The sequence below is a fragment of the Exiguobacterium sp. FD-YE-25-4 genome (genome assembly GCF_057004685.1).
The window spans coordinates 1,169,048-1,189,910 of record NZ_CM168041.1 but is presented as its reverse complement, the minus strand read 5'-3'; the positions used below and the strand labels follow the sequence as shown (position 1 = coordinate 1,189,910).

Annotated in this window: 19 protein-coding genes, 1 pseudogene and 1 riboswitch; of the genes and pseudogenes, 1 reads left to right on the top strand and 19 read right to left on the bottom strand. The window is 55.1% G+C overall.

The features are described from left to right. Positions 1 to 10 precede the first annotated feature (10 nt). The 7 genes from plsX to AC13H5_RS06080 all read right to left on the bottom strand — a co-directional run bounded on the left by plsX (position 11) and on the right by AC13H5_RS06080 (position 7,369). Complete coding sequence (gene plsX / locus AC13H5_RS06110; protein WP_034777147.1) at positions 11 to 1,000, bottom strand: phosphate acyltransferase PlsX; 990 nt, start codon at positions 998 to 1,000, stop codon at positions 11 to 13. Next, positions 997 to 1,566, bottom strand: a complete 570-nt coding sequence (fapR, locus tag AC13H5_RS06105) for a transcription factor FapR (RefSeq protein ID WP_021067087.1) — start codon at positions 1,564 to 1,566, stop codon at positions 997 to 999. The genes plsX and fapR overlap by 4 nt, the downstream gene beginning before the upstream one ends. Before the next feature lie 92 nt (positions 1,567 to 1,658). Further along, positions 1,659 to 3,689 (bottom strand): ATP-dependent DNA helicase RecG, encoded by a 2,031-nt coding sequence (recG, locus tag AC13H5_RS06100; protein WP_034777146.1) that lies wholly within the window; start codon positions 3,687 to 3,689, stop codon positions 1,659 to 1,661. After that, positions 3,676 to 4,563 carry an L-serine ammonia-lyase, iron-sulfur-dependent, subunit alpha gene (sdaAA, locus tag AC13H5_RS06095; protein WP_034777145.1) on the bottom strand — a complete coding sequence of 296 codons (888 nt, stop codon included), beginning with the start codon at positions 4,561 to 4,563 and terminating at the stop codon, positions 3,676 to 3,678. The genes recG and sdaAA overlap by 14 nt, the downstream gene beginning before the upstream one ends. Before the next feature lie 12 nt (positions 4,564 to 4,575). After that, positions 4,576 to 5,238, bottom strand: a complete 663-nt coding sequence (gene sdaAB, locus AC13H5_RS06090; protein ID WP_034777144.1) for an L-serine ammonia-lyase, iron-sulfur-dependent subunit beta — start codon at positions 5,236 to 5,238, stop codon at positions 4,576 to 4,578. Between the two features lie 63 nt (positions 5,239 to 5,301). Then, positions 5,302 to 6,984, bottom strand: a complete 1,683-nt coding sequence (locus tag AC13H5_RS06085) for a DAK2 domain-containing protein (RefSeq protein ID WP_483546471.1) — start codon at positions 6,982 to 6,984, stop codon at positions 5,302 to 5,304. Between the two features lie 22 nt (positions 6,985 to 7,006). Continuing rightward, on the bottom strand, positions 7,007 to 7,369 hold the full coding sequence (locus AC13H5_RS06080) for an Asp23/Gls24 family envelope stress response protein (protein ID WP_016509701.1): 363 nt from the start codon (positions 7,367 to 7,369) through the stop codon (positions 7,007 to 7,009). Between the two features lie 253 nt (positions 7,370 to 7,622). On the opposite strand from AC13H5_RS06080, the gene rpmB reads away from it, so the two are divergent. Continuing rightward, a complete protein-coding gene (gene rpmB, locus AC13H5_RS06075; protein ID WP_015881349.1) occupies positions 7,623 to 7,811 on the top strand; it encodes a 50S ribosomal protein L28 in 189 nt (62 codons plus the stop codon). Positions 7,812 to 7,869: 58 nt separating this feature from the next. On the opposite strand, the gene AC13H5_RS06070 is transcribed toward rpmB, so the two are convergent. The 12 genes and pseudogenes from AC13H5_RS06070 to coaBC all read right to left on the bottom strand — a co-directional run bounded on the left by AC13H5_RS06070 (position 7,870) and on the right by coaBC (position 20,825). Then, positions 7,870 to 8,457, bottom strand: a complete 588-nt coding sequence (locus tag AC13H5_RS06070; RefSeq protein ID WP_483546470.1) for a thiamine diphosphokinase — start codon at positions 8,455 to 8,457, stop codon at positions 7,870 to 7,872. Next, positions 8,457 to 9,029 (bottom strand): energy-coupled thiamine transporter ThiT, encoded by a 573-nt coding sequence (gene thiT, locus AC13H5_RS06065; protein ID WP_034777141.1) that lies wholly within the window; start codon positions 9,027 to 9,029, stop codon positions 8,457 to 8,459. Before thiT ends, AC13H5_RS06070 begins: the two co-directional genes overlap by 1 nt. Before the next feature lie 76 nt (positions 9,030 to 9,105). Beyond that, positions 9,106 to 9,206, bottom strand: a riboswitch (TPP riboswitch). A 19-nt stretch (positions 9,207 to 9,225) separates the two neighbouring features. Then, positions 9,226 to 9,882 carry a ribulose-phosphate 3-epimerase gene (gene rpe, locus AC13H5_RS06060; RefSeq protein ID WP_214752686.1) on the bottom strand — a complete coding sequence of 219 codons (657 nt, stop codon included), beginning with the start codon at positions 9,880 to 9,882 and terminating at the stop codon, positions 9,226 to 9,228. 1 nt (position 9,883) lies between these two features. Beyond that, positions 9,884 to 10,768 (bottom strand): ribosome small subunit-dependent GTPase A, encoded by an 885-nt coding sequence (rsgA, locus tag AC13H5_RS06055; protein WP_214752684.1) that lies wholly within the window; start codon positions 10,766 to 10,768, stop codon positions 9,884 to 9,886. A gap of 44 nt (positions 10,769 to 10,812) precedes the next feature. Further along, positions 10,813 to 12,750 (bottom strand): Stk1 family PASTA domain-containing Ser/Thr kinase, encoded by a 1,938-nt coding sequence (gene pknB, locus AC13H5_RS06050; protein WP_214752682.1) that lies wholly within the window; start codon positions 12,748 to 12,750, stop codon positions 10,813 to 10,815. A 5-nt stretch (positions 12,751 to 12,755) separates the two neighbouring features. Then, positions 12,756 to 13,490 carry a Stp1/IreP family PP2C-type Ser/Thr phosphatase gene (locus AC13H5_RS06045; protein WP_034777132.1) on the bottom strand — a complete coding sequence of 245 codons (735 nt, stop codon included), beginning with the start codon at positions 13,488 to 13,490 and terminating at the stop codon, positions 12,756 to 12,758. A gap of 8 nt (positions 13,491 to 13,498) precedes the next feature. Continuing rightward, entirely contained in the window at positions 13,499 to 14,584 is a 1,086-nt protein-coding gene (gene rlmN / locus AC13H5_RS06040; protein WP_034777130.1) for a dual-specificity RNA methyltransferase RlmN, read from the bottom strand. Positions 14,585 to 14,586: 2 nt separating this feature from the next. Then, positions 14,587 to 15,915: a 16S rRNA (cytosine(967)-C(5))-methyltransferase RsmB gene (gene rsmB / locus AC13H5_RS06035; protein ID WP_034777128.1), complete on the bottom strand. Its 1,329-nt coding sequence runs from the start codon at positions 15,913 to 15,915 to the stop codon at positions 14,587 to 14,589. 1 nt (position 15,916) lies between these two features. Next, entirely contained in the window at positions 15,917 to 16,831 is a 915-nt protein-coding gene (gene fmt, locus AC13H5_RS06030; RefSeq protein ID WP_251131351.1) for a methionyl-tRNA formyltransferase, read from the bottom strand. Positions 16,832 to 16,870: 39 nt separating this feature from the next. Beyond that, positions 16,871 to 17,302 (bottom strand): annotated as a pseudogene (def, locus tag AC13H5_RS06025) (peptide deformylase); the annotation flags it as partial. An 11-nt stretch (positions 17,303 to 17,313) separates the two neighbouring features. Next, complete coding sequence (gene priA / locus AC13H5_RS06020) at positions 17,314 to 19,638, bottom strand: primosomal protein N' (RefSeq protein ID WP_483546469.1); 2,325 nt, start codon at positions 19,636 to 19,638, stop codon at positions 17,314 to 17,316. Then, positions 19,635 to 20,825, bottom strand: a complete 1,191-nt coding sequence (coaBC, locus tag AC13H5_RS06015; RefSeq protein WP_232939336.1) for a bifunctional phosphopantothenoylcysteine decarboxylase/phosphopantothenate--cysteine ligase CoaBC — start codon at positions 20,823 to 20,825, stop codon at positions 19,635 to 19,637. The genes priA and coaBC overlap by 4 nt, the downstream gene beginning before the upstream one ends. Positions 20,826 to 20,863: the final 38 nt, after the last annotated feature.

The following is a 20,863-nucleotide window of genomic DNA, read 5'->3' as shown; positions in this document are numbered from 1 at the left end:
CTTCTTTGAATTAGTTTGTGGCTTTTGCTTGTTTGATTTTCGCGACGACGTCGTGATCGACCATGATTTTCGCCTGTTTAAGCGCGCTCATGATGGCGAGCGCGTCGCTCGAACCGTGTGCTTTAATGACCGGGGCGTTGATTCCGAACAAGCCGGCCCCACCGTGTTCCCGATAATCTAATGTTTGTTTCAATCGCTTCAACTTCGGTTTTAAGACGAGAGCGGCGAGCTTCGAGACGAGATCGCTCGTGAACTGCTCTTTCATCATCTTCATGAGCATCGACGACGAACCTTCGACACCTTTGAGCAAGATGTTTCCGGCGAACCCTTCCGTGACGATGACATCGACATCACCGGACATCGCCTCGCGCGCTTCCACGTTGCCGACAAAGTGGACCGGGGCTTGTTCAAGGAGGGGGTACGCCTCTTTCGTGAGGGCGTTTCCTTTCCCAGCCTCGGTCCCGATGTTCAGTAGCGCGACCCGCGGACGTTTGACGCCGCGAACGTGCTCGGCATAGAGCGAGCCCATGATCGCATAGTCGACCAAGTGCTCGGCCTTCGCGTCCGGGTTGGCCCCGACGTCTAAAATGACGACACCGCTACCCGTATATGTAGGGAACGTAGGTGACAACGCGGGGCGCTCGATTCCTGGGATCCGTCCGATGACGAACAGTGACGCCGCCATGAGAGCACCGGTATTCCCAGCCGAGACGAGTGCGTCGGCCTCTCCGTCTTTGACGAGTTTGGCCGCCACGACGAGTGAGCTGTCCTTTTTGCGACGGACGGCTCGGACCGGTTCGTCGTCCCCGGTGATGACTTCGCTCGCTGGAACGATTTTGATTCGCGGGTCGGTCAACCCGTACGAAGCGAGTTTGACCTCATCTCCGACTAAAAACAGTTCCATCGATTCGTTCGGGAATGCGTCGGCAAACTGCTTGACGCCTTCCACGATCGCTTTCGGGGCGTGATCCCCGCCCATTGCATCAATTGCTAATTTCATGCCTGTTCCTCCTCACCGCGACGATAAATCGTGAAGTCTCCGCTAAAGACACACTCTTCGCCGACATAACTATCCACTGTGACGTCCGTTCTTCCGTCCCGACGCAGTTTGATCACACGAGCCTTGGCAACGACTCGCTCTCCAAGATGGACTTGGCGACTGAAGCGGATGTCCGCTTTAGTGGTCAACGCCAATTCATCATTGATGAGCGCCACCGCTAACGAGTTGGCCTGGGCGAACAATACATGTCCCCGGGCGATCTCGTTGCGGCTAAAGACGTGTTCTCTCTCAATGTCGAGAACCGAGATGGCCGATTCATCGAGCTTCAAGTCAATCATATCACCGATGACCTCGCTCATGGCGAGCGACTTCACTTCATCGAGGTGTTCTGAAGCAACATGCTTGATCCGTTCTCTCACTTCCGGAATTTTTAATTCCATCCGATCGAGACGAATCGTTTGAATACTGACGGCGAACTGCTTCGACAGCTCTTCGTCTTTGATGAACGGGTTACGATCAATCGTTTCTTGCAATAAGCGTTGCCGCTCTTTCTTAGGTACCCGCATTCAGTTCCCTCCTAAACTCTATGCTAAAGAACTTAATACCTGGTACTAATAGCAGTATATATTCTTTAGATTGTATTTTCAAGTGTTGTTTCTCATTCCAAGCGGCTCCCGACGAGTAAGTCGAGTCGCTTCAAGTATTGACGGAGCGGCGCATACGTCGCTTCATTCCAAAACGCCTCGCTGCCGAGCAGACGAACCGCGTCTTGCATCGCTACCTCCATCACTTTTAAATCAAGTACGGGATCGGCGACGCGGAAGCTCGGAAGACCGCTTTGGGCCGTCCCAAAGAAATCACCGGCCCCGCGCAATTCCAAGTCTTTCTCGGCCAAGACGAATCCATCGTTCGTCTCCGTCATCGTCTTCAAACGAAGTTTGCCGACATCGGACTTCGGGTCCCCTACCAATATACAATAAGATTGGTCGGCGCCTCGACCGACGCGTCCACGCAACTGGTGTAGTTGCGCCAAGCCGAACCGCTCCGCATCATGGATGATGATCAGCGAGGCGTTCGGCACGTTCACGCCGACCTCGACAACCGTCGTCGAGACGAGGATTTGGAGGGCATTGCTGGCGAACGCCTTCATCACGTCATCTTTCTCGGTGCTCGACAGTTTTCCGTGCATGAGACCGACCGCGTAGTTTGGGAAACGTTCCCGCAACATGTCGTAGAGCGCAGTCGCACTCTCGACCTCGAGCGTGTCCGATTCCTCGATGAGCGGCGCAATCACGTAAGCTTGGCGTCCAAGCGTCAGTTCACGGTCGACCATCGCGTGGACCCGATCGATTTGGTCGGTCTTGGCCCAATACGTCTCGATCGGTTTCCGGCCGGCCGGCATCTCATCGATCGTCGAAACGTCCATCTCGCCGAAAGCACTGATGGCGAGCGTCCGTGGAATCGGTGTCGCCGTCATATAGAGCACGTCGGCGAGCTCCGCCTTGTCACGGAGCATCTTGCGCTGTTCGACTCCGAACCGGTGTTGCTCGTCGGTGATGGCTAAATGTAGGCGCGAGAACTCGACCGGCCCTTGGATCAAGGCGTGCGTCCCGACGATGATATCGACGTCCCCCGCTTTGATGGCCTGAAGCAACTCAGTACGGGCCTTGCCTTTGACCGAACTCGTCAATAAACCGACTCGAATCCCGTACGGCTCAAACAGCGCTTGAAGCGAGGCGAGATGCTGTTCAGCCAAAATCTCGGTCGGGACCATGAGCGCCCCTTGATAGCCGGCGCTCACCGTCGCATACAAGGCGATCGCGGCAACGACTGTCTTTCCGCTCCCGACATCCCCTTGTAGCAACCGATTCATTCGTTCTGGCACTTCTAAATCCCCGACGATTTCCCGGATGACACGCGTCTGCGCCCCGGTCAACGGAAACGCAAGTTGTTTGACGAATTCGTTCAATTGAGGCTTATCGAGCGTGAGGGCACGGCCTTTACCCGACCGTTCCATCTTCCGGAACGCCTGAAGCTTCAATTGATAGAGCAGACATTCTTCATAGACGTAACTGCGGCGTGCCTGTTTGTACGTCTCGACCGAATCAGGGAAATGCATCCCTTTTAACATCGCCTCCCGGTCCTCGAGACGATAGCGTTGCCGAATCAATTCCGGCAGGCGGTCCTCGAACGAGGTCGTCTGTTCAAACGCAAGCTTGACGATCCGGCTGAAGTTCTTCTGGGTCAACCCGGCCCGAAGCGAATAAATCGGTTGCAGCCCGTCCGACAGTTCACCGAACTCGAGGTCGGTCGCGCTGATCGTCATCCGGTTCATGTCCCATTTCCCTTTGACCGTCACGGTGGCGCCGAGCGTGAGCTTGTCTTTATAGAACGCCCGGTTGAACATCGTCACGTGGACGACGTAGCGTTCCTCGAGCAATAGCCGAAATTGGAGCCGGTTCTTGCCTTTACTGTAATAACGGACGAGCGGTTCCGCTTGGACGGTACCGCTCCATTTGACGAGATCGCCGTGGATGGCCGTCGTCACCGTGCCGCTATTATAATTTTCATAACGAAACGGGACGTGCTCCAGCACGTCCTCGATTCGTTCGAGACCCATCGTCTCTAATTTTTTGGCCATCTCTGGCCCGACCCCTTTGAGCGTCGTCAGCGCCTCACTTCTCGACATTTTCTTTCTCTCCAAAGATGTTTCGTTCGAGACGGCGGGCCGTCGGCGTATTGGCAAGTCCGCCGCGGGCTGTCTCTTTCAAGGCGGTCGGCATCATCTGGCCGATCTCATGCATCGCCGAGATGACCTCGTCACAAGGGATGCGAGACGTGATACCAGCGAGGGCCATATCGGCCGCGACGATCGCGTTCGCTCCACCCATGGCGTTCCGTTTGACACACGGCACTTCGACGAGACCCGCCACCGGGTCACAGACGAGACCGAGCATGTTCTTCAAGGCGATCGCAAACGCCGTCGCCGATTGTTCCGGCGTCCCACCGGCTGCTTCGACGATGGCCGCCGCGGCCATTCCGGTCGCCGAACCGACTTCCGCCTGACAACCACCGGCCGCCCCTGAAATCGAGGCGTTGTTGGCGACGACGAACCCGAACGCACCAGACGTGAACAAGTACCGGACCATTGCCTCGCGGTCCATTTCCAGACGTTCTTTGACCGCAAACAACGTACCCGGTACGACACCGGCGCTGCCGGCCGTCGGGGTCGCACAGATGCGTCCCATCGCCGCGTTGACTTCATTCGTCCCGATCGCTTTGGCGACCGCGTCTAAAATCAAATCCCCAGCGAGCGACTTGCCCGAGCGGATATAGTCGGTCATGAGCACGGCGTCATTCCCCGTCAACCCCGTCACGGACGTCACGCCTTCGAGTGCCCGCGCAACCGCTTCTTCCATCACCTCGAGGTTGCGTTCCATCATGCCGACGACGTCTTCACGCGTCGAGCGTCTGACGTGCACTTCTTGCTCGATCATCACTTCTGAGATTGGAATCCCTCGTTCCGTTGCCGTTCTGACTAATTCTTCTACTGATTTAAACATATTGGTGTCTCCTTATTCCCCAAAGATGGCTACCCGCTCGATTTGAGGTAACCGCTCGATTTCCGCTAACACGTCTTTTGACAAATGATCATCAATCTCGATCGCCATGAGCGCTTGCTTGCCTTTCTCATGACGGCTCACTTCCATATGGCCGATGTTCAACTCATGTCTGGCCAAAATACCGGTCACGGCCGCGATTGCCCCGAAGCGATCGTGGTGCAAGACGACGAGTGCCGGCCCGCCGCCCGACAATTTGAGCGGGAATCCATTCAACTCGGTGATCTCGATCGTCCCGCCGCCGATTGAAATCCCGACGATTTCAAACGTGCCGTCCTCGTCTTCTAGGCGGACGCGGGCCGTGTTCGGATGATCCGTCAGGGCATCGCTCGTCTCAAAGACGACCTCGATGCCGCGTTCTTTCGCGAGATCGAGCGCTTGCGGGATCCGTAAGTCGAACGTATCGAAGCCCATGATGCCACCGACGATGGCCACATCGGTCCCGTGTCCCCGATACGTATCGGCGAACGACCCATAAAACGTGATGTGCGCGAGCCGCGGTGTCCGTCCGAACAGTTTTCCGGCCATGAGACCGATGCGGGCGGCGCCCGCCGTATGCGAACTCGATGGACCGACCATGACCGGTCCGATGATATCAAACACACTGCGATATTTCATCGCATTTCCCCCTTTCAAAAAAACCCTACCTTCATTATACAGAAGGTAGGGCTGAGTTACAGCTTATTCCACACTAAAAATGTAGGAGTAGAGCGGTTGTTTCCCGTCATGAACCTCGATTTCGATCTCGTCGTTCTTCGACTCGATGTACGCCGAGAGTGCCTCCACGTCTTCTGCTGACGAACCTTCGCCCGTCAAGATCGTGATGATCTCGTCGTCGGCATCGACGAGGGCGTCGACTAATTTCTTCGCCGCTTCGAGGCTCGAGGCCGATGAGGCGACGATTTTCTTCTCGGCGATCGCCATGTGGTCGTCTTTACGAATCTCGACACCGTCGATGCTCGTATCACGAACCGCATACGTCACTTGACCAGACTTGACGGTACTAGCCGCCGTCTTCATGACGCTTTCGTTCGTCTCCACATCGGCTTCCGGGTTGAACGCGATTGCTGCCGCAAGTCCTTGTGGCACCGTCTTCGTCGGAATGACCGAGACGCCGCAAGATGCGACCGATGCCGCTTGTTCGGCAGCCATGATGATGTTCGAGTTGTTCGGGAAGATGAAGACATGGTCCGCGTTGGCCGCTTCGATTGCCTTGACGATATCTTCCGTCGATGGGTTCATCGTCTGACCGCCCTCGATGACGTGAGCCGCACCGAGTGAACGGAACAAGTCGCTGACGCCTTCACCCATGGCGACCGTGACGATCGCATACGGTGCTTTCGCCTTCGGAGCCGTCGGTTGGACGCCATGTTGGTTCGCGCCGTGCTCTTCTTCTAAAATGGTCGAGTGCTGTTGACGCATATTCTCGATTTTGACAGCGACGAGTTCACCGTAACGCTGTCCTTTCGTGATGACGTCGCCTGGCGTCTCGACGTGAACGTGAACTTTAAGCAACTCTTCATCTGCGACGACGAGGAGTGAGTCCCCGAGTTCAGACAGTTCGTTGCGGAACGCGTCCTCGTTGAACGGGGCATCCTTCAACTTCGCATCTTGGAAACGAACCATGATTTCCGTGCAATAACCGAACTCGATGTCTTCGGTCGACATGAATCCTTGCGCGGCGTGGGCATGATGTTCGGCTTCGATGAGCGCATCCATGACCGGTGCATGTGGCTTCTCGAGCTCTTTTCCTTCGAGGCTCGCAAGGAACCCTTCATAAATAACGAGCAAGCCTTGGCCGCCCGAATCGACGACGCCGACTTCTTTCAAGACCGGCAATAAGTCCGGCGTCCGCTCGAGTGAAGCTTTCGCTTCCACGATCACACGTTCCATGAACTCGTTGAAGTCGCTCGTCGACTCTGAAGCACGGAGCGCTTCGTCGGCCGCTTCACGAGCAACCGTCAAAATCGTTCCTTCAACCGGTTTCATAACCGCCTTGTATGCCGTGTCGACACCACGTTTCAATGCCTCGGCGAAATCGACTGTCGACACTTCGGTCTTTCCTTCGATCGCTTTACCGAAGCCACGGAACAATTGGCTTAAAATAACACCGGAGTTCCCGCGTGCTCCCATCAAGAGACCACGTGCAAACTTCGATGAGACGTCAGCGATATTTGCCGTGTTGAGTGCGGCCACTTCCTTCGCACCCGATGTCATCGTCAAATTCATGTTCGTCCCCGTGTCGCCATCCGGCACCGGGAAGACGTTAAGCGAATCTACATAATCCGCATTCTGGCTCAAGTTGGCTGCACCGTTCGCGACCATGTTCGCGAACACCAATCCATCTAAACGTTTTAAACCCACACCAAATCCTCCTTCGTTCTCGTCAGTCATTCGTCAGACGAACGCCTTGTACGAATATGTTTACCGACGAAACGTTTAATCCTAAAGTTTCACCGAGCGTGTATTTTACACGGCTTTGCACGTTATATGCGACTTCCGACACTTTCGTCCCGTAACTCACAATGATGTGCATGTCGATATGTACGTCTTCTCCATCTTGACGTACGACCACGCCTCGGGCGTAGTTTTCACGCTTCAATAGTTCTGCAATACCGTCTTTCAATTGAGCTTGAGACGCCATTCCCACAACGCCGAAACATTCCATCGCCGCACCGCCTGCGAGTGTTGCGACCACGTCGTTCGTGATGTCAATATTGCCATATGTTGTCTTCATTTCAATTGCCATATGGAGTAGCCTCCTTCATTCGGAATGATTCCTTCACTACATTCTACAATAAGTACCTAGTTATTAAAAGAACCTGCTCCATAAACTCGGTCAATTGTAGCCGTAACCCTCATTCATTATTAAAATCCTTTCCAGTAATGTCAAGTTTTTTTCTTGTCATCCTATGATTTTCTAGTTGCATCGTGAAAAAACCCGTGCTAATATAAACGAGTGTCTATTAGGACGAACCCACATAAAAAAGGAGGGGAAACGCATGGCACGTAAATGCTACGTAACAGGTAAATCACCTAAATCAGGTAACAACCGTTCGCACGCACTCAACAAGACAAAACGCACTTGGGGTGTAAACGTACAAAAAGTTCGTATTCTCGTTGACGGTAAACCTAAACGAGTTTGGGTTTCAGCTCGCGCTCTTAAATCAGGTCTCGTTGAACGCGTATAATTTTTATACACGAACGAAATAAATCCCAGCGGCATTCGCCGATGGGATTTTTTTGTGTTCATTTTTTGATATACAGCACGAGCACCTTTCCTTCGTGCACGATCAAGTCCGCCGCCTCACCGGCCCACTCGTTCGAGATCGTGAGCGCCTCATGGCTGACGACATCGTGACGGTCGAGCGGATATTTGACGCCGCGGATGGACACGTTCGCCCGCTTCCACGGGATGAGCGACAAATAATGATCGGCTTGACGTGGAAGCTCGTGACGCCCAGATCCAACAAGACGAACGGTTTGCCCGGCCGTGAACAAACGCATCTCTGGATATGCCTCGAGCAGCCCAATATTGCCGAGCGTCATATCGAGGCGTCCACCGAGAGCGCCGTACACGAGCATCTCCGTCGCCCCGTGTCCACGGGCCACCTCGAGCGCGATCTCGAGGTCGGTCACGTCTTTTTCAGATGGGTAACGGACGGCGTCAATCGGCACTTCGCCCGTGAAGGAGTCGAAATCGCCGACGACGAGATCCGGGTTCAGCCCTTGGTTCAACAGTGTCTCGTACCCCCCGTCGACGCCGATGATGTAATCGACGTCACGCGGGAGTCCCGAGATTGGTTCCGGGCTGGCCGCCACAATCAACACCCGCATTAGCGGAGGCCCCGGGTCGCGAGCGTGGCGAAACGTGGTGCCGAGACGAACAAGAGAACGAGGACGACGGCCGACACGAGGAAGGACGGCAACATATACGTCATGTTATAAGCGAACGAATAGGCGACGACCGGCCCTTCCGCGTACTCGGCGAAGAAGACGATCCCTGATAAGACGTGGGCGCCGTAGCGAAGCAAAGAACCGAGGAGCGCCCCGAGCACCAAGTAGACGACGAGCGTCTTTTTCGCCTCGTCCTTGGCGGCCCGTTTCACTTGACCAGCGAACAGTCCGGCCATCCCGACGACACCGTAAGCGAACGTGTAGTCGAGCAGGAACTGGACCGGTGTGAAGATGTAAGCCCCGAACAGCAGTTGCAGCGTTCCGACGAGCGCTCCTGTCGCCAGTCCGCCTTTTAATCCATGGCGGTACGCCATCACAAAGATCGGCAACATCGCCAGGCTGATCGATCCGCCCTGCGGCATCCGGAACGGGATGAGCAAATCAAAGATCAAGCCGAGTGCGGCGAACAATGAGATTTCAATGAGCGCCTGTAGTTTTAAACGTTGTTTCATCTTATTCCCTCCTTATTATATGAGCGAACGACAAAAAGCAGCATGACGTAAACGCCATGCTGCTATCGAGTAGCAACGTGCATTTTCGCCACATCCCTACGTCCGTGTGAACGGAACAGGTTCAAAGGGTTAGCAAATGCCTCTCAGCCACAGAATGTGACACCCCTTGCGACAATATTTGTTGTTCTATCGACGATTATACACGAGAAGCGTGACGAATGCTATCGATTGCGTCTTTATAGCTCGGCTCGTTATAGATGGCTGAACCAGCCACGAGCACATCAGCGCCAGCGTCGATGCATAATTTCGCCGTCTCTGCGTTGACACCGCCGTCAATCTCGATTTCAAAGTCGAGACGACGCGCTTGGCGCATCTCGCTCAGCGCCGAGATTTTCGGGACGACCGATTCGATGAATGCCTGGCCCCCAAAGCCAGGGTTCACCGTCATGAGGAGCACCATGTCGACGTCACCGAGCACGTGTTCAATCGATGACAGCGGCGTATGCGGATTCAAGACGACACCACACTTGGCGCCGGCCGCTTTGATTTGTTGCAACACGCGATGCAAATGATTCGTCGCTTCAACGTGAACCGTGACGATATCCGCCCCGGCCTTGATGAAATCTTCGACGAACCGTTCGGGCTGGTCGATCATCAAATGGACGTCGAGTACCATGTCCGACTTCTTCCGTAAGCTCGCTAACACCGGTAGGCCGATTGAGATGTTCGGGACGAATTGACCGTCCATGACGTCAAAATGGATGTAATCCGCTCCGGCCTCTTGGACCGCCTTCACTTCTGCCTCTAAATTGGCGAAGTCCGCCGCTAAAATCGATGGTGCAATTTTAATCATGTTAGTACCTCCGTTGTCTATCGTTTAACTCTGCCATAAACGTAACATAATTCTCATAGCGGGTGGAAGCGATTTCTCCCGCCTCGACGGCCGCTTTGACGGCACAACCTGGTTCGTTCAAATGGGCACAACCGCGGAATTTACAGTCATCATGCCGCTCGACGAACTCAGGGAAACACCAGCGCATCTCTTCGACTTCGAGTTCTTCTGGGAACTCGAGGCTCGAGAAACCAGGCGTATCGGCCACGAGCCCGTCAGCGAGCGTGATCAGCGTGACGTGACGCGTCGTGTGCTTACCGCGCCCAAGTGATTTCGAGATCTTCCCGGTTGCAAGTTCAAGCTCAGGTGCGACCGCGTTCAAGAGCGAACTCTTACCGACCCCGGTCTGTCCGGCGAACACACTCGTCTTCTCCTTAAACGACCCGCGGATTTTTTCGATCCCCGACCCGTCCTCGGTCGACGTCTCGATGACCTCATAGCCGATGGAACGATATAAAGCCGCTGCTTCGTGAATCTTCTCCCGTTCCGCCTCCGTCAACAAATCCATTTTCGTCAAAACGATAATCGGATGGACTTGCTTCGACTCGATCAAGACGAGGAAACGGTCGAGCAGATGGAACGAGAACGCCGGCTCTTTTACCGAGAATAACAAGAACGCTTGATCGATGTTGGCAATCGGCGGGCGGACGAGATGGTTCGACCGCTCGTCAACAGCCAATATATAACCGGTACCATCCCCTTGGTCTTGGATGTCGACATCGTCACCGACGACCGGCGAGATGTTCCGGTTGCGGAAATTGCCGCGGGCGCGACAACGGATCTCTTGTTTTTCTTCCGTCATGACGTCATAAAATCCGCCTTGTAATCGAATAATCGTACCTTTCATTCCATTCCCTCCTTAGAAAAAGAGGCGACGCGCACGCCACCTCTTCATTGTGAATCTTTTGCTTGTGCGTAAGTCACCGTATCCGTGCGAACGACTTCGCCGTCGACTTCAATCGTCGCGGTTCCGACTTCGTCCGGTGCGATGACGAGCGTATACGAGTAAGTCGTTGTCTCCGTTATCTTATCACGCAACACCTCGACTTCGCCACGGGCGTCGACCGTCCGAATGACGACTTCGAGTGCCTCGGCTTCTTCGCCTTCAGCGGGCGGCTCGATTTCGACGTTGACTTCCCGTTCAATCGAGACGTCCGTCGGTTCTACCCCTTGTGACACGATAACGGTCAGTTCCGTCCCCGGGTCGACTGCCGTACCGGCCGTCGGGAGTTGACGGATGATTTGATTCGCAGGAACGCTCGTTGAATACTCATCACGTTTGACGATTTTCAAGCTATTCTGTTCGGCATACGTTGTCGCTTCCTCGAACGTATAGCCCGCCAAGTTGGCGAGTTCGATTTTATTGCTGCCGGTCGAGACGACGAGCGTCACCGTCTCTTCAGATGGGACGACCTCGTTGCCTGGGGCGATCGATTGGGAGATGACATCCCCGCTATCGACCGTCTCGGATGCCTCCGACTGAATCTCGATGTCCGTGAACTCAAGATCTTTGAGCGTCCGCTCGGCCGACGACTGGGACAGTCCTTCAACATCCGGCATCTCGACCGTCTCTTTTCCGGCCGAGACGACAATCGTCACGGTCGTCCCACGTTTCGGCTTCCGTCCGGCTTGCGGTGTCTGCGAGATGACGTCGCCAGCGGCGATGTTGTCACTTGCCCGTTCAGTTGCCTCGACGACAAAACCGGCCGTTTCGAGCTCGGTCGTCGCCTCGTCGCTCGTCATGCCGACGACGTCCGGCACGACGGCACGGGACATCTCGTCAGCGATGACGTAAGCCCCAATCCCGCCACCGATCAACAGGAGCGCAAGCAAGAGCCAAAGCCACCACTTCTTCTTCCGTTTCGGTTTGTCTTTCACGGGTTCACTTGCTGCGACCGGTTGCTCCGGCGCCTCTTTGACGTTTGGCTCATCCGGTACGACCGGCGCCATGACGAGCGTCTGATCAAACGCATCTTGCTCAGCATTCGACCGCTTCGGTTCATTCGCACGTTCTGAATCAAGTGACGTCATGCAATCCTTTTTAAACGCGGCGACCGAGGCATGACGTGCGCCCGGTGACTTCGCGAGCGCCTGCATAATACAGTTCTCGAGCGCTTGCGGGATGTTCGGGTTCAAATCCATCGGTCGAATCGGGTCGTCTTGCAGATGCTGCAACGCGACGGCGACCGGCGTCTCGCCGATGAACGGCACCCGGCCGGTCACGAGTTCATAGAGCACGGCGCCGAGCGAATAAATATCTGACTTCTCATCGGCGAACTTTCCGCGCGCTTGCTCCGGGGAAAAGTAGTGGACCGACCCGAGGACCGACATCGTATGGGTCAGCGTCGCGTTCGACATGGCCACCGCAATCCCAAAGTCCGTCACTTTGACGTTGCCGCTCTGATCAATCATCATGTTTTGCGGTTTGATGTCCCGATGAATGATTCGATTCGCATGGGCATGGTCGATCGCATCACAAATCTGTCCCATGATGCGAAGCGCCTCGTCGACAGATATGTACTCTTCTTGCAAATATTGTTTCAGCGTCATCCCGTCGACATGTTCCATGACGATGTAATAGATGTCGCGTTCGTCTCCGACGTCGTAAATGGCGACGATATTCGGATGGTTCAGACTCGTCGCCGCATGGGCTTCTCGTTCAAACCGGCGTATAAATTGTTCATTATGCGAGAATTCAGATCGCAACACCTTGATGGCGACGGTTCGGTTTAAAATCTCATCGTGAGCCCGGTAGACATTTGCCATGCCGCCGCTGCCGATTTGCTGTTCGATCCGATAACGATCGTTGATTCGTTCTCCACTTCGCATCGGATTCATCCTCTCTTTCTATCTGTGAACTGGACGAGGGCAACAGTGATGTTGTCACTCCCACCCAAACGGTTGGCTCGATCGATCAATTGATCCGCCTTGACGTCCGCCGAGACGGGGCGTTCCAAGACTTGCTTGATCTCGTCATCGGTCAAATGCGTCGTCAAGCCGTCCGTACAGATTAAAATCGTGTCAAACTCGGGTTCGGCAAACACTTGCAGATCAGGTTCGACATGCTCTTTCGAGCCGATCGCACGGGTGATGATATTACGTTTCGGGTGGACGCGCATCTCTTCCTCGGTCAACTCCCCGAGCTGCTTCAACACGTTCACGTAGGAATGGTCTTCTGTCAACTGCTGAAGTTTATCGTCACGCAAGGCATACACACGACTATCCCCGACGTGGACGATGACGATCGTCTCGTCGTGCCAGCAGACACCGGCGATCGTCGTCCCCATCATGAGCAGGTTCGCTTGTTTCGAGAAATCGAGCACTTGCTCATTGGCCAGTTCCACATTGTGGCGAAACCAATTCTCCATCTCCATCGGTGAGGCCGGAAGCGTCGGGAAGGCACGACGAAACTGCTCGATGACGAGCTGACTCGCGACCTCCCCGGCTTCATGCCCTCCCATACCGTCGGCCACGAGTGCGATCCCGGCGTGCTCGTCCCCTAAAATCAAGACGGCATCCTCGTTTTGCGCTCTCACTTGCCCCCGGTCGGTTCGGTATGCTAATTCCATCTTCCTGATTACCTCGTTTCTTGTTCGCGCTCCTTCGCTCGAAGCTGCCCACAAGCCGCATCGATATCCGAACCTTGTTCGCGACGAATCGTCACGTTCACTTTTCGGTCTTTGAGCACTTTTTCAAAGGCAAAAATTTGTTTACGTGGTGTGCGGACGTAGTCGCGCTCGAGCACGTGGTTGACTGGAATCAAGTTGACGTGACATTTGACGCCTTTCAACAAGTCCGCCAACTGATGGGCGTGTTCTTCCGTGTCGTTGACACCACCGAATAAACCGTATTCGAACGTGATGCGGCGACCACTCTTCTCTGTATAGTAGTTGACGGCTTCCATCAACTTATCCAAGTTGTAGGCACGGTTGATCGGCATGAGACGAGTCCGAATCTCTGTCGTCGGCGCGTGAAGCGAAATGGCGAAGTTGATGCGCATCCCTTCATCGGCGAACTTGTAAATCTTCGGTACGATCCCACTCGTCGACACCGTAATATGGCGTGAACCGATGTTCAAGCCGTCATCGTGGTTGACCGTGCGCAAGAAGCGCATCAATTCGTCGTAGTTATCGAACGGTTCGCCGATACCCATGACGACGATCGAGTCGACTCGCTCTCCGCTCGCGTCGAGCGCGCGTTGGACGTCGAGGACTTGCGCCGTGATTTCACCGGCTTCTAAGTTACGTTTCAAACCGCCGAGTGTCGAGGCACAGAATGTGCAGCCGATCCGGCAGCCGACTTGTGTCGTGACACAGACCGAGTTGCCGTACTCGTGACGCATGAGCACCGTCTCAATCGAATAACCGTCTTGAAGCTCGAACAAGAACTTGATCGTGCCGTCCTGTGATTCTTGACGGACGAGTTCTTTCAACGTCGTCAATTGGAACGCCGCGTCTAATTTCTCGCGGAGCGGTTTAGAGACGTTCGTCATATCGTCGAACGATGTCACACGCTTGACGTACATCCAGTCATATAACTGTTTCGCGCGGAACGATTTTTCTCCTGCTTCGATGAGCCACTGTTCGAGTTCTGAATACGTGAGGGAATAGAGTGACGGCTTGGCACCGACCAATGGATTTTTTTCAACTGCTTTTGGATTCATGTTTATACCTCTTTCTTGAATGCGGCGATATAGAAACCGTCCGTCCCGAACGTCGTCGGGAGTAATTTGAGTTCAGCGCGGTCCGATGACACCATCGGGCGCAATACTTGGGGAAGACGGTCTTGGAGTGTCTCATCCCACGTCAATCCGTTCGACAAAATGTAATCGGCCTGCTGCTCATTCTCAGACGGGTCGATCGTACATGTCGAGTACACTAGCGTACCACCTCGTTTGAGGAGTGGCAAGACGGCGTCGATGATTTCACGCTGGACTTTCGGCAGTCCGGCGAGAGCAGATTTGTCTTTTGTCCATTTGATATCGGGCTTGCGGCGGATGACGCCGAGTCCTGAACATGGGACATCGAGCAAAATCCGATCGAAGCTCTCCGGTTCAAACTTGTCACCGGCCTGACGGGCATCGAGGGCAAGTGCGGTCACTCCATCGATATGCAGACGCTTCGCTTGTCGTTCAATCAACTTCGCTTTATGCGGATGCAAGTCGAGCGCGACGAGCGTTCCGCCGTCCATGCGTTCGGCCGTATGCATCGCTTTCCCGCCCGGGGCGGCACAAGCGTCGAGCACGCGTTCTGTCTTCGCGGCTTGAAGCGCATCGGCGACAATCATCGAGCTCTCATCTTGAATCGACAACAAGCCCATGTCGATGAACGCCGTCGCGTGAACGTTTCCGGACTCGATGACGAGCCCGTCCGCTGATAGTTCCGACCGCGTGGCGACGACATCGACTTCAGCGAGCCGTTCAATCATCTCGTCAACGGTGACACGTTGGCGGTTGACCCGGACCGTGACCGGCGCGGGTTCGTTGTTCAATTTACACATCGCCTCGGTCGCTTCGACACCATACGTCTCCACCCATTCGGCGACGAGCCAATCAGGATGGCTATGTTCGATGGCAATCCGTTCAGCGTCTGGCAGCGTGCTCAAATCCGGGAACCCATCCCGGACGACGTTGCGCAAGACGCCATTGACGAACTTGCCGGTTCCCGAATGGCCCCGTTTTTTCGCGATTTCAACCGCTTCATGCAACACGGCCCGATCCGGGATCTTGTCGAGATAAAACAGTTGATAGACGCTCATCCGCAAGAGCGGCAAGACAAATTTGTCCAATTTTTTAGGGTTTTGGACCCGCTTCTCTAAAATATAATCGAGCGTCCGTTTCCGACCGAGCGTCCCGTAGACGAGCTCCGTGTAGAGGCCGACGTCTTTCGTCGCTAATTTTTTTTGTTTCAATAGGTCGTTGACCGCAATCGTCGAATAGGCGCCGCCTTGTTCGATTTTGATTAGCGTATCAAGCGCTGCAACTCGTACGTTCATATTATCCTCCTAGTCGATCGCCGACTTGTAACTTTTGGCCGGCCCCACGCATAAATGTGGCCCCGTCCATTCGTTTTTTACCAGATGGTTGCAAATCGATCACTTTAATGGCGAGCGCGTCGCCTGTCGCGACGACAAATCCATCCTCTTCAAGCCGTACAATCGTTCCCGGTTCACCCGTCCCTGTCGTCTTCGACCCGAAGAACAGTTTGACCCGTTCACCCGCAATTGTCGTATACGCCGTCGGGAACGGATTCATCCCTCTGATATGGTTATAAATGTCTGTGCCGGAACGGGTCCAGTCAATCTGTTCCCGCTCCCGGCTGATGTTCGGTGCGAACGTGACGTCACGCTCGTCCTGCGGCACGGCTTCAATCCAACCAGCAAGGAAAGCAGGAAGCGTCTTGATTAACAAGTCAGACCCTGCGACCGCGAGCTTGTCGAACAACGTACCGACCGTGTCCAATTCTTCGATTGGTACGACCGTGTTGGCAATCATATCGCCGGCATCGAGCTTATCGACCATGTACATGATCGTGACGCCCGTCTCTTTGTCCCCGTCGAGGATGGCTTGATGGATTGGAGCACCACCCCGATGTTTCGGCAAGAGCGAGGCATGGACGTTGATGGCTCCATGTTTCGGCGCTTCTAACAGTTCGGTCGGAACAATTTGACCGTACGCCGCCGTCACGATCAAATCCGGTTCAAGTGCCAAGATGTCCGCATAATCGGTGCGCACCTTTTCAGGCTGTAACACCGGGATGTTGTGGCGCAGGGCACACTCTTTCACCGGCGTCGGTTTCAGTTCGCGTTTTCGTCCGACCGGCTTGTCCGGTTGCGAGACGACACCTACGACATTGTATCCTTCTTCGAGCAAGCGCTCAAGTACGGATACGGCAAACGTCGGAGTGCCCATGAAGACGATGCGTTGATCCGTTCCTTTTTCCGGCACGGCGAGTTTGTCCGTGAACAACACCCCGTCGAGATGATCGATCTCATGTTGAATCGCCCGGGCGAAGAAGCCGCTCGCCTTCACTTGTTGGTAGCGGCCCTTCAAATCCTGCGTCTTGACGACGATCGTCTCATGCCGTTCGACGAATCCGAACTCTCCCGGGATGCTCAAACACCCTTCAAGGCCGACCTCGCTTCCCGACGTCTCGATGATCTCTGGATTGATCAACACGAGCGGTCCCGTCTCATCATCCGTATGGACGACGGCGAGCCGTTGATTCAAGTTGACCTGCGGGGCGGCCACGCCGACGCCGTCATATTCGTACATCGTGTCGAACAGTCGGTCGACCGTCTGACGCAACTTTTTATCAAATTTCGTCACCGGATCACACGTGACCCGTAAAATTTCATTTGGAATTTCTACTACTTTATACATCTGGTTCCACCTCACATGAATACGTATGGGTTTACGTCGATACTCAATTGATACTCTTTTTTACTGATCGCCTTCGCGCGTGCCTGTTGCAACGCGGCGAGGACCGGATATAGCGCCTCAGGATGTTTCGTTTTGATGAACAACTGATAGCGGAACAAGTTCTTTAGTTTAGACAACGGTGCCGGCATCGGTCCATTCAGCCGTGACTGGGCCACATGCGCCTCGACGAAATCAGAGGCGAACAGCTCGGCCTCGGCTTGGGCGACGAGCGGACTTTCGGCCGCGAACGTGACGAGCGTGACGTACCAATACGGTGGATGGTTGCCGACTTGGCGCAACTGCATCTCACGAGCGAAAAAGGATTCATAGTCGTGCTCGCTCGCCGTCTCGATGACGTAATGGTCGGGATTGTATGTCTGCACGTATGCCTCACCTGGTAGACTTCCTCGACCGGCCCGGCCCGCGACTTGGGTGACGAGCTGGAACGTGCGCTCGGTCGCCCGGAAATCGGGCATGCCGAGTGTTGCATCCGCCGCGAGCACCCCGACGAGCGTGACGTTCGGGAAGTCGAGTCCTTTGGCAATCATTTGGGTGCCGAGCAAAATGTCGGCTTCTCCATCCTCAAAGCGTTTCAACAGTTGCTCGTGCGACCCTTTTCGGGACGTCGTGTCTTGGTCCATCCGGATGATCCGCGCCTCGGGAATGCGGTTCAACAGCTCGGTCTCGATCTTTTGCGTGCCGGTGCCGAACTGTTTGATTTTCTTGCTGTCACATGTCGGACATTTTGATGGCATCCCAATCTCATAGCCGCAGTAGTGGCATTTGAGCCGGTCACCGTGTTGGTGATACGTCAAGTTGACGGCGCAGTGCGGACATGTGAGTCCTTCCCCGCAGTCGCGGCACATGACGAACGTCGTGAAGCCACGACGGTTGAGCAAGATGACACACTGTTCTTTTTTGGCGATGCGGTCATTGATGGCGACAAATAAGTCTTCTGAGAACATCGTCGTATTGCCTTTGGCGAGTTCGCGTCGCATATCGATAATATGGACCGGCGGCATCTCGCCCCCGTACCGTTCGCTGAGTTGCAGATAACGATAGACGCCTTTTTGGGCGCGGGCGTAAGACTCGAGTGACGGGGTCGCGCTACCAAGGACGACGGGACAACCGTGGTAACGGGCCCGCCAAATCGCAACGTCACGTGCATGATAGCGCGGGTTTTCTTCTTGCTTGTACGTCGTCTCATGCTCTTCATCTAAGATGAGCAGGCCGATGTTCTCAAGCGGGGCGAAGATGGCCGAGCGTGCCCCGACGACGACATCGACTTCACGCCGTTTGATTTTCCGCCATTCGTCATATTTTTCCCCTTGCGACAAGGCGCTATGAAGCACAGCGACCCGGTCGCCGAAACGGCGCTTGAACCGTTTCACCATCATCGGCGTGAGCGAAATCTCTGGCACGAGCAAAATCGCCTGTTTGCCTTCATCGACGACTTGACCAATCGCTTCGAGATAGACTTCTGTCTTCCCACTGCCGGTGACCCCATGCAGGAGCAACGTCTCCCCGGCTTCCGCGTCACGGATGGCATGAACGGCCGTCGCTTGACTCTCGTTCAATTGGACCATCTCAACGACCTGTTCGATTGTGGCATACGGGTCGCGATTCAGTTCGACCTCGGTCACTTTGACGGCACCGAGCGACTCCATTTTTTGCAGTTGGGCGCGCGATAGCCCGATTTGACGTAACGACGACCAATACATGCGCGGTACGTCCTTTAGCAACTCAATCGCTTCTTGTTGTTTCTTCGCACGGGCCGGGATGAGAGTCGCATCAATCAGTCCGATGACGAGGTCCGTCTTGACCGTCCGTTTCTCTTTTAACACCGGCGCGAGCAAGATGTCCCCTTTTTTGGCGAGCGCCAAGATGATGGACTGCGTCTCTTTCGGGTACTCCGAAAGATGGGTACCGGCCCGGACGCCGTCCGGTAGCGTCTCGCCTTTAATCTCTTTGTCGTAGCTCACTTTCAGCGCCGCCGGCAGCATCGCGAGAAGCGCCGACGACCGGAAGCAGAGCGTCGTCTCTTTCACGTGTGTCGATAAGTCGAGCAACTCGTCCGTCAGAGATGATTCTTCATCTAATAGGGCTTCAAGTGGCTTCAAGCCTTCACGCGTCCCTTCCGAGACACCCGTCACGATCCCGAGCAGGCGTCGTGAGCCGAACGGGACCGAGACGCGCATGCCCGGCTCAATCAATGTCTCGAACTGGGATGGGACCTCATAATCGAACGGACGGTCGATTGTGATGACCGGGGCGTCGACATGGACGTGGGCGATCATCGTAAATCTTCCTTAAAGTGGGTGAGCAACTCGACGGCGAGCTCGCGTTTGCTTTGACGAGGCAAGCGGACATGCGCCCCGTCCGCCCGAAACAACATGACCTCGTTGTCGTCAGAGCGGAAGCCGATATCCGGCTGCGACACATCATTCGCGACGAGGTAGTCGACCCGCTTACGGGCGATTTTATCGCGTGCATGTTGCTCGAGGTTCTCCGTCTCGGCCGCAAAACCGACGAGGAGCTGATGCGTCTTCTTCTCACCGAGTGTCTTCAAGATATCGGTCGTCTCTTCAAGCTCGATCGTCAACGGCCCGTGTACTTTTTTGTGTTTCTCGGTGTGGACCGTCTTCGGACGATAGTCGGCGACGGCTGCCGATTTGATGACGAGATCTTGGTCATCGAAACGTGCGAGCACCGTCTCGAGCATATCTTTCCCCGATTCGACGGCGATGGCGGTCACACCGTCCGGAATCGGTACTTGCAGCGGACCATGGACGAGCGTGACGAAGGCACCCATATCGCGGGCCGCCTCGGCGAGCGCGACGCCCATCTTGCCTGACGAGTCGTTCGATAAGAAACGGACCGGGTCGATGCGTTCGACCGTCGGCCCCGCCGTGATCAATACTTGCTTCCCGAGCAGATGTTTCGGGACGAACTGGCTCTCGATAATCCGGACGAGGTCTTCCGGTTCCGGCAGACGTCCCCCGCCGATCCAGCCGCAGGCAAGGTTGCCGACACCGGGCTCGATGATTTGATAACCGAACGTTTTGAGCGTTTCGATATTGCGGCGTGTGGCTGGATGTTCGAGCATATTGACGTTCATCGCCGGTGAGACGATGACCGGGCATTTCGCCGCTAAAATCGAGGTCGTGATGAAGTCGTCGGCAATACCGGCCGCGAGTTTCGCGATCATGTTCGCCGTGGCAGGTGCGACGACGATCAAATCACTCGTGTCGACGACGTCGATGTGGGCGATTTTGGTCGGGTCGTGTTCCTCGAACACGTCGGTGTATACCGGATTGCGGCTGAGCGCCTGAAACGTCGCTTTCCCGACGAACTCCTCGGCTGAGGCCGTCATCGCCACGCGCACGTTCGCACCGGCCTGGACGAGTTTCGAAGTGAGCGCGCACGCCTTATACGCCGCAATCCCTCCGCTCACACAAAGCAAGATATTCCGATCGTTCAACATTCACATTTCTCCCCCTTATAGACAATGAGACCCAAGTC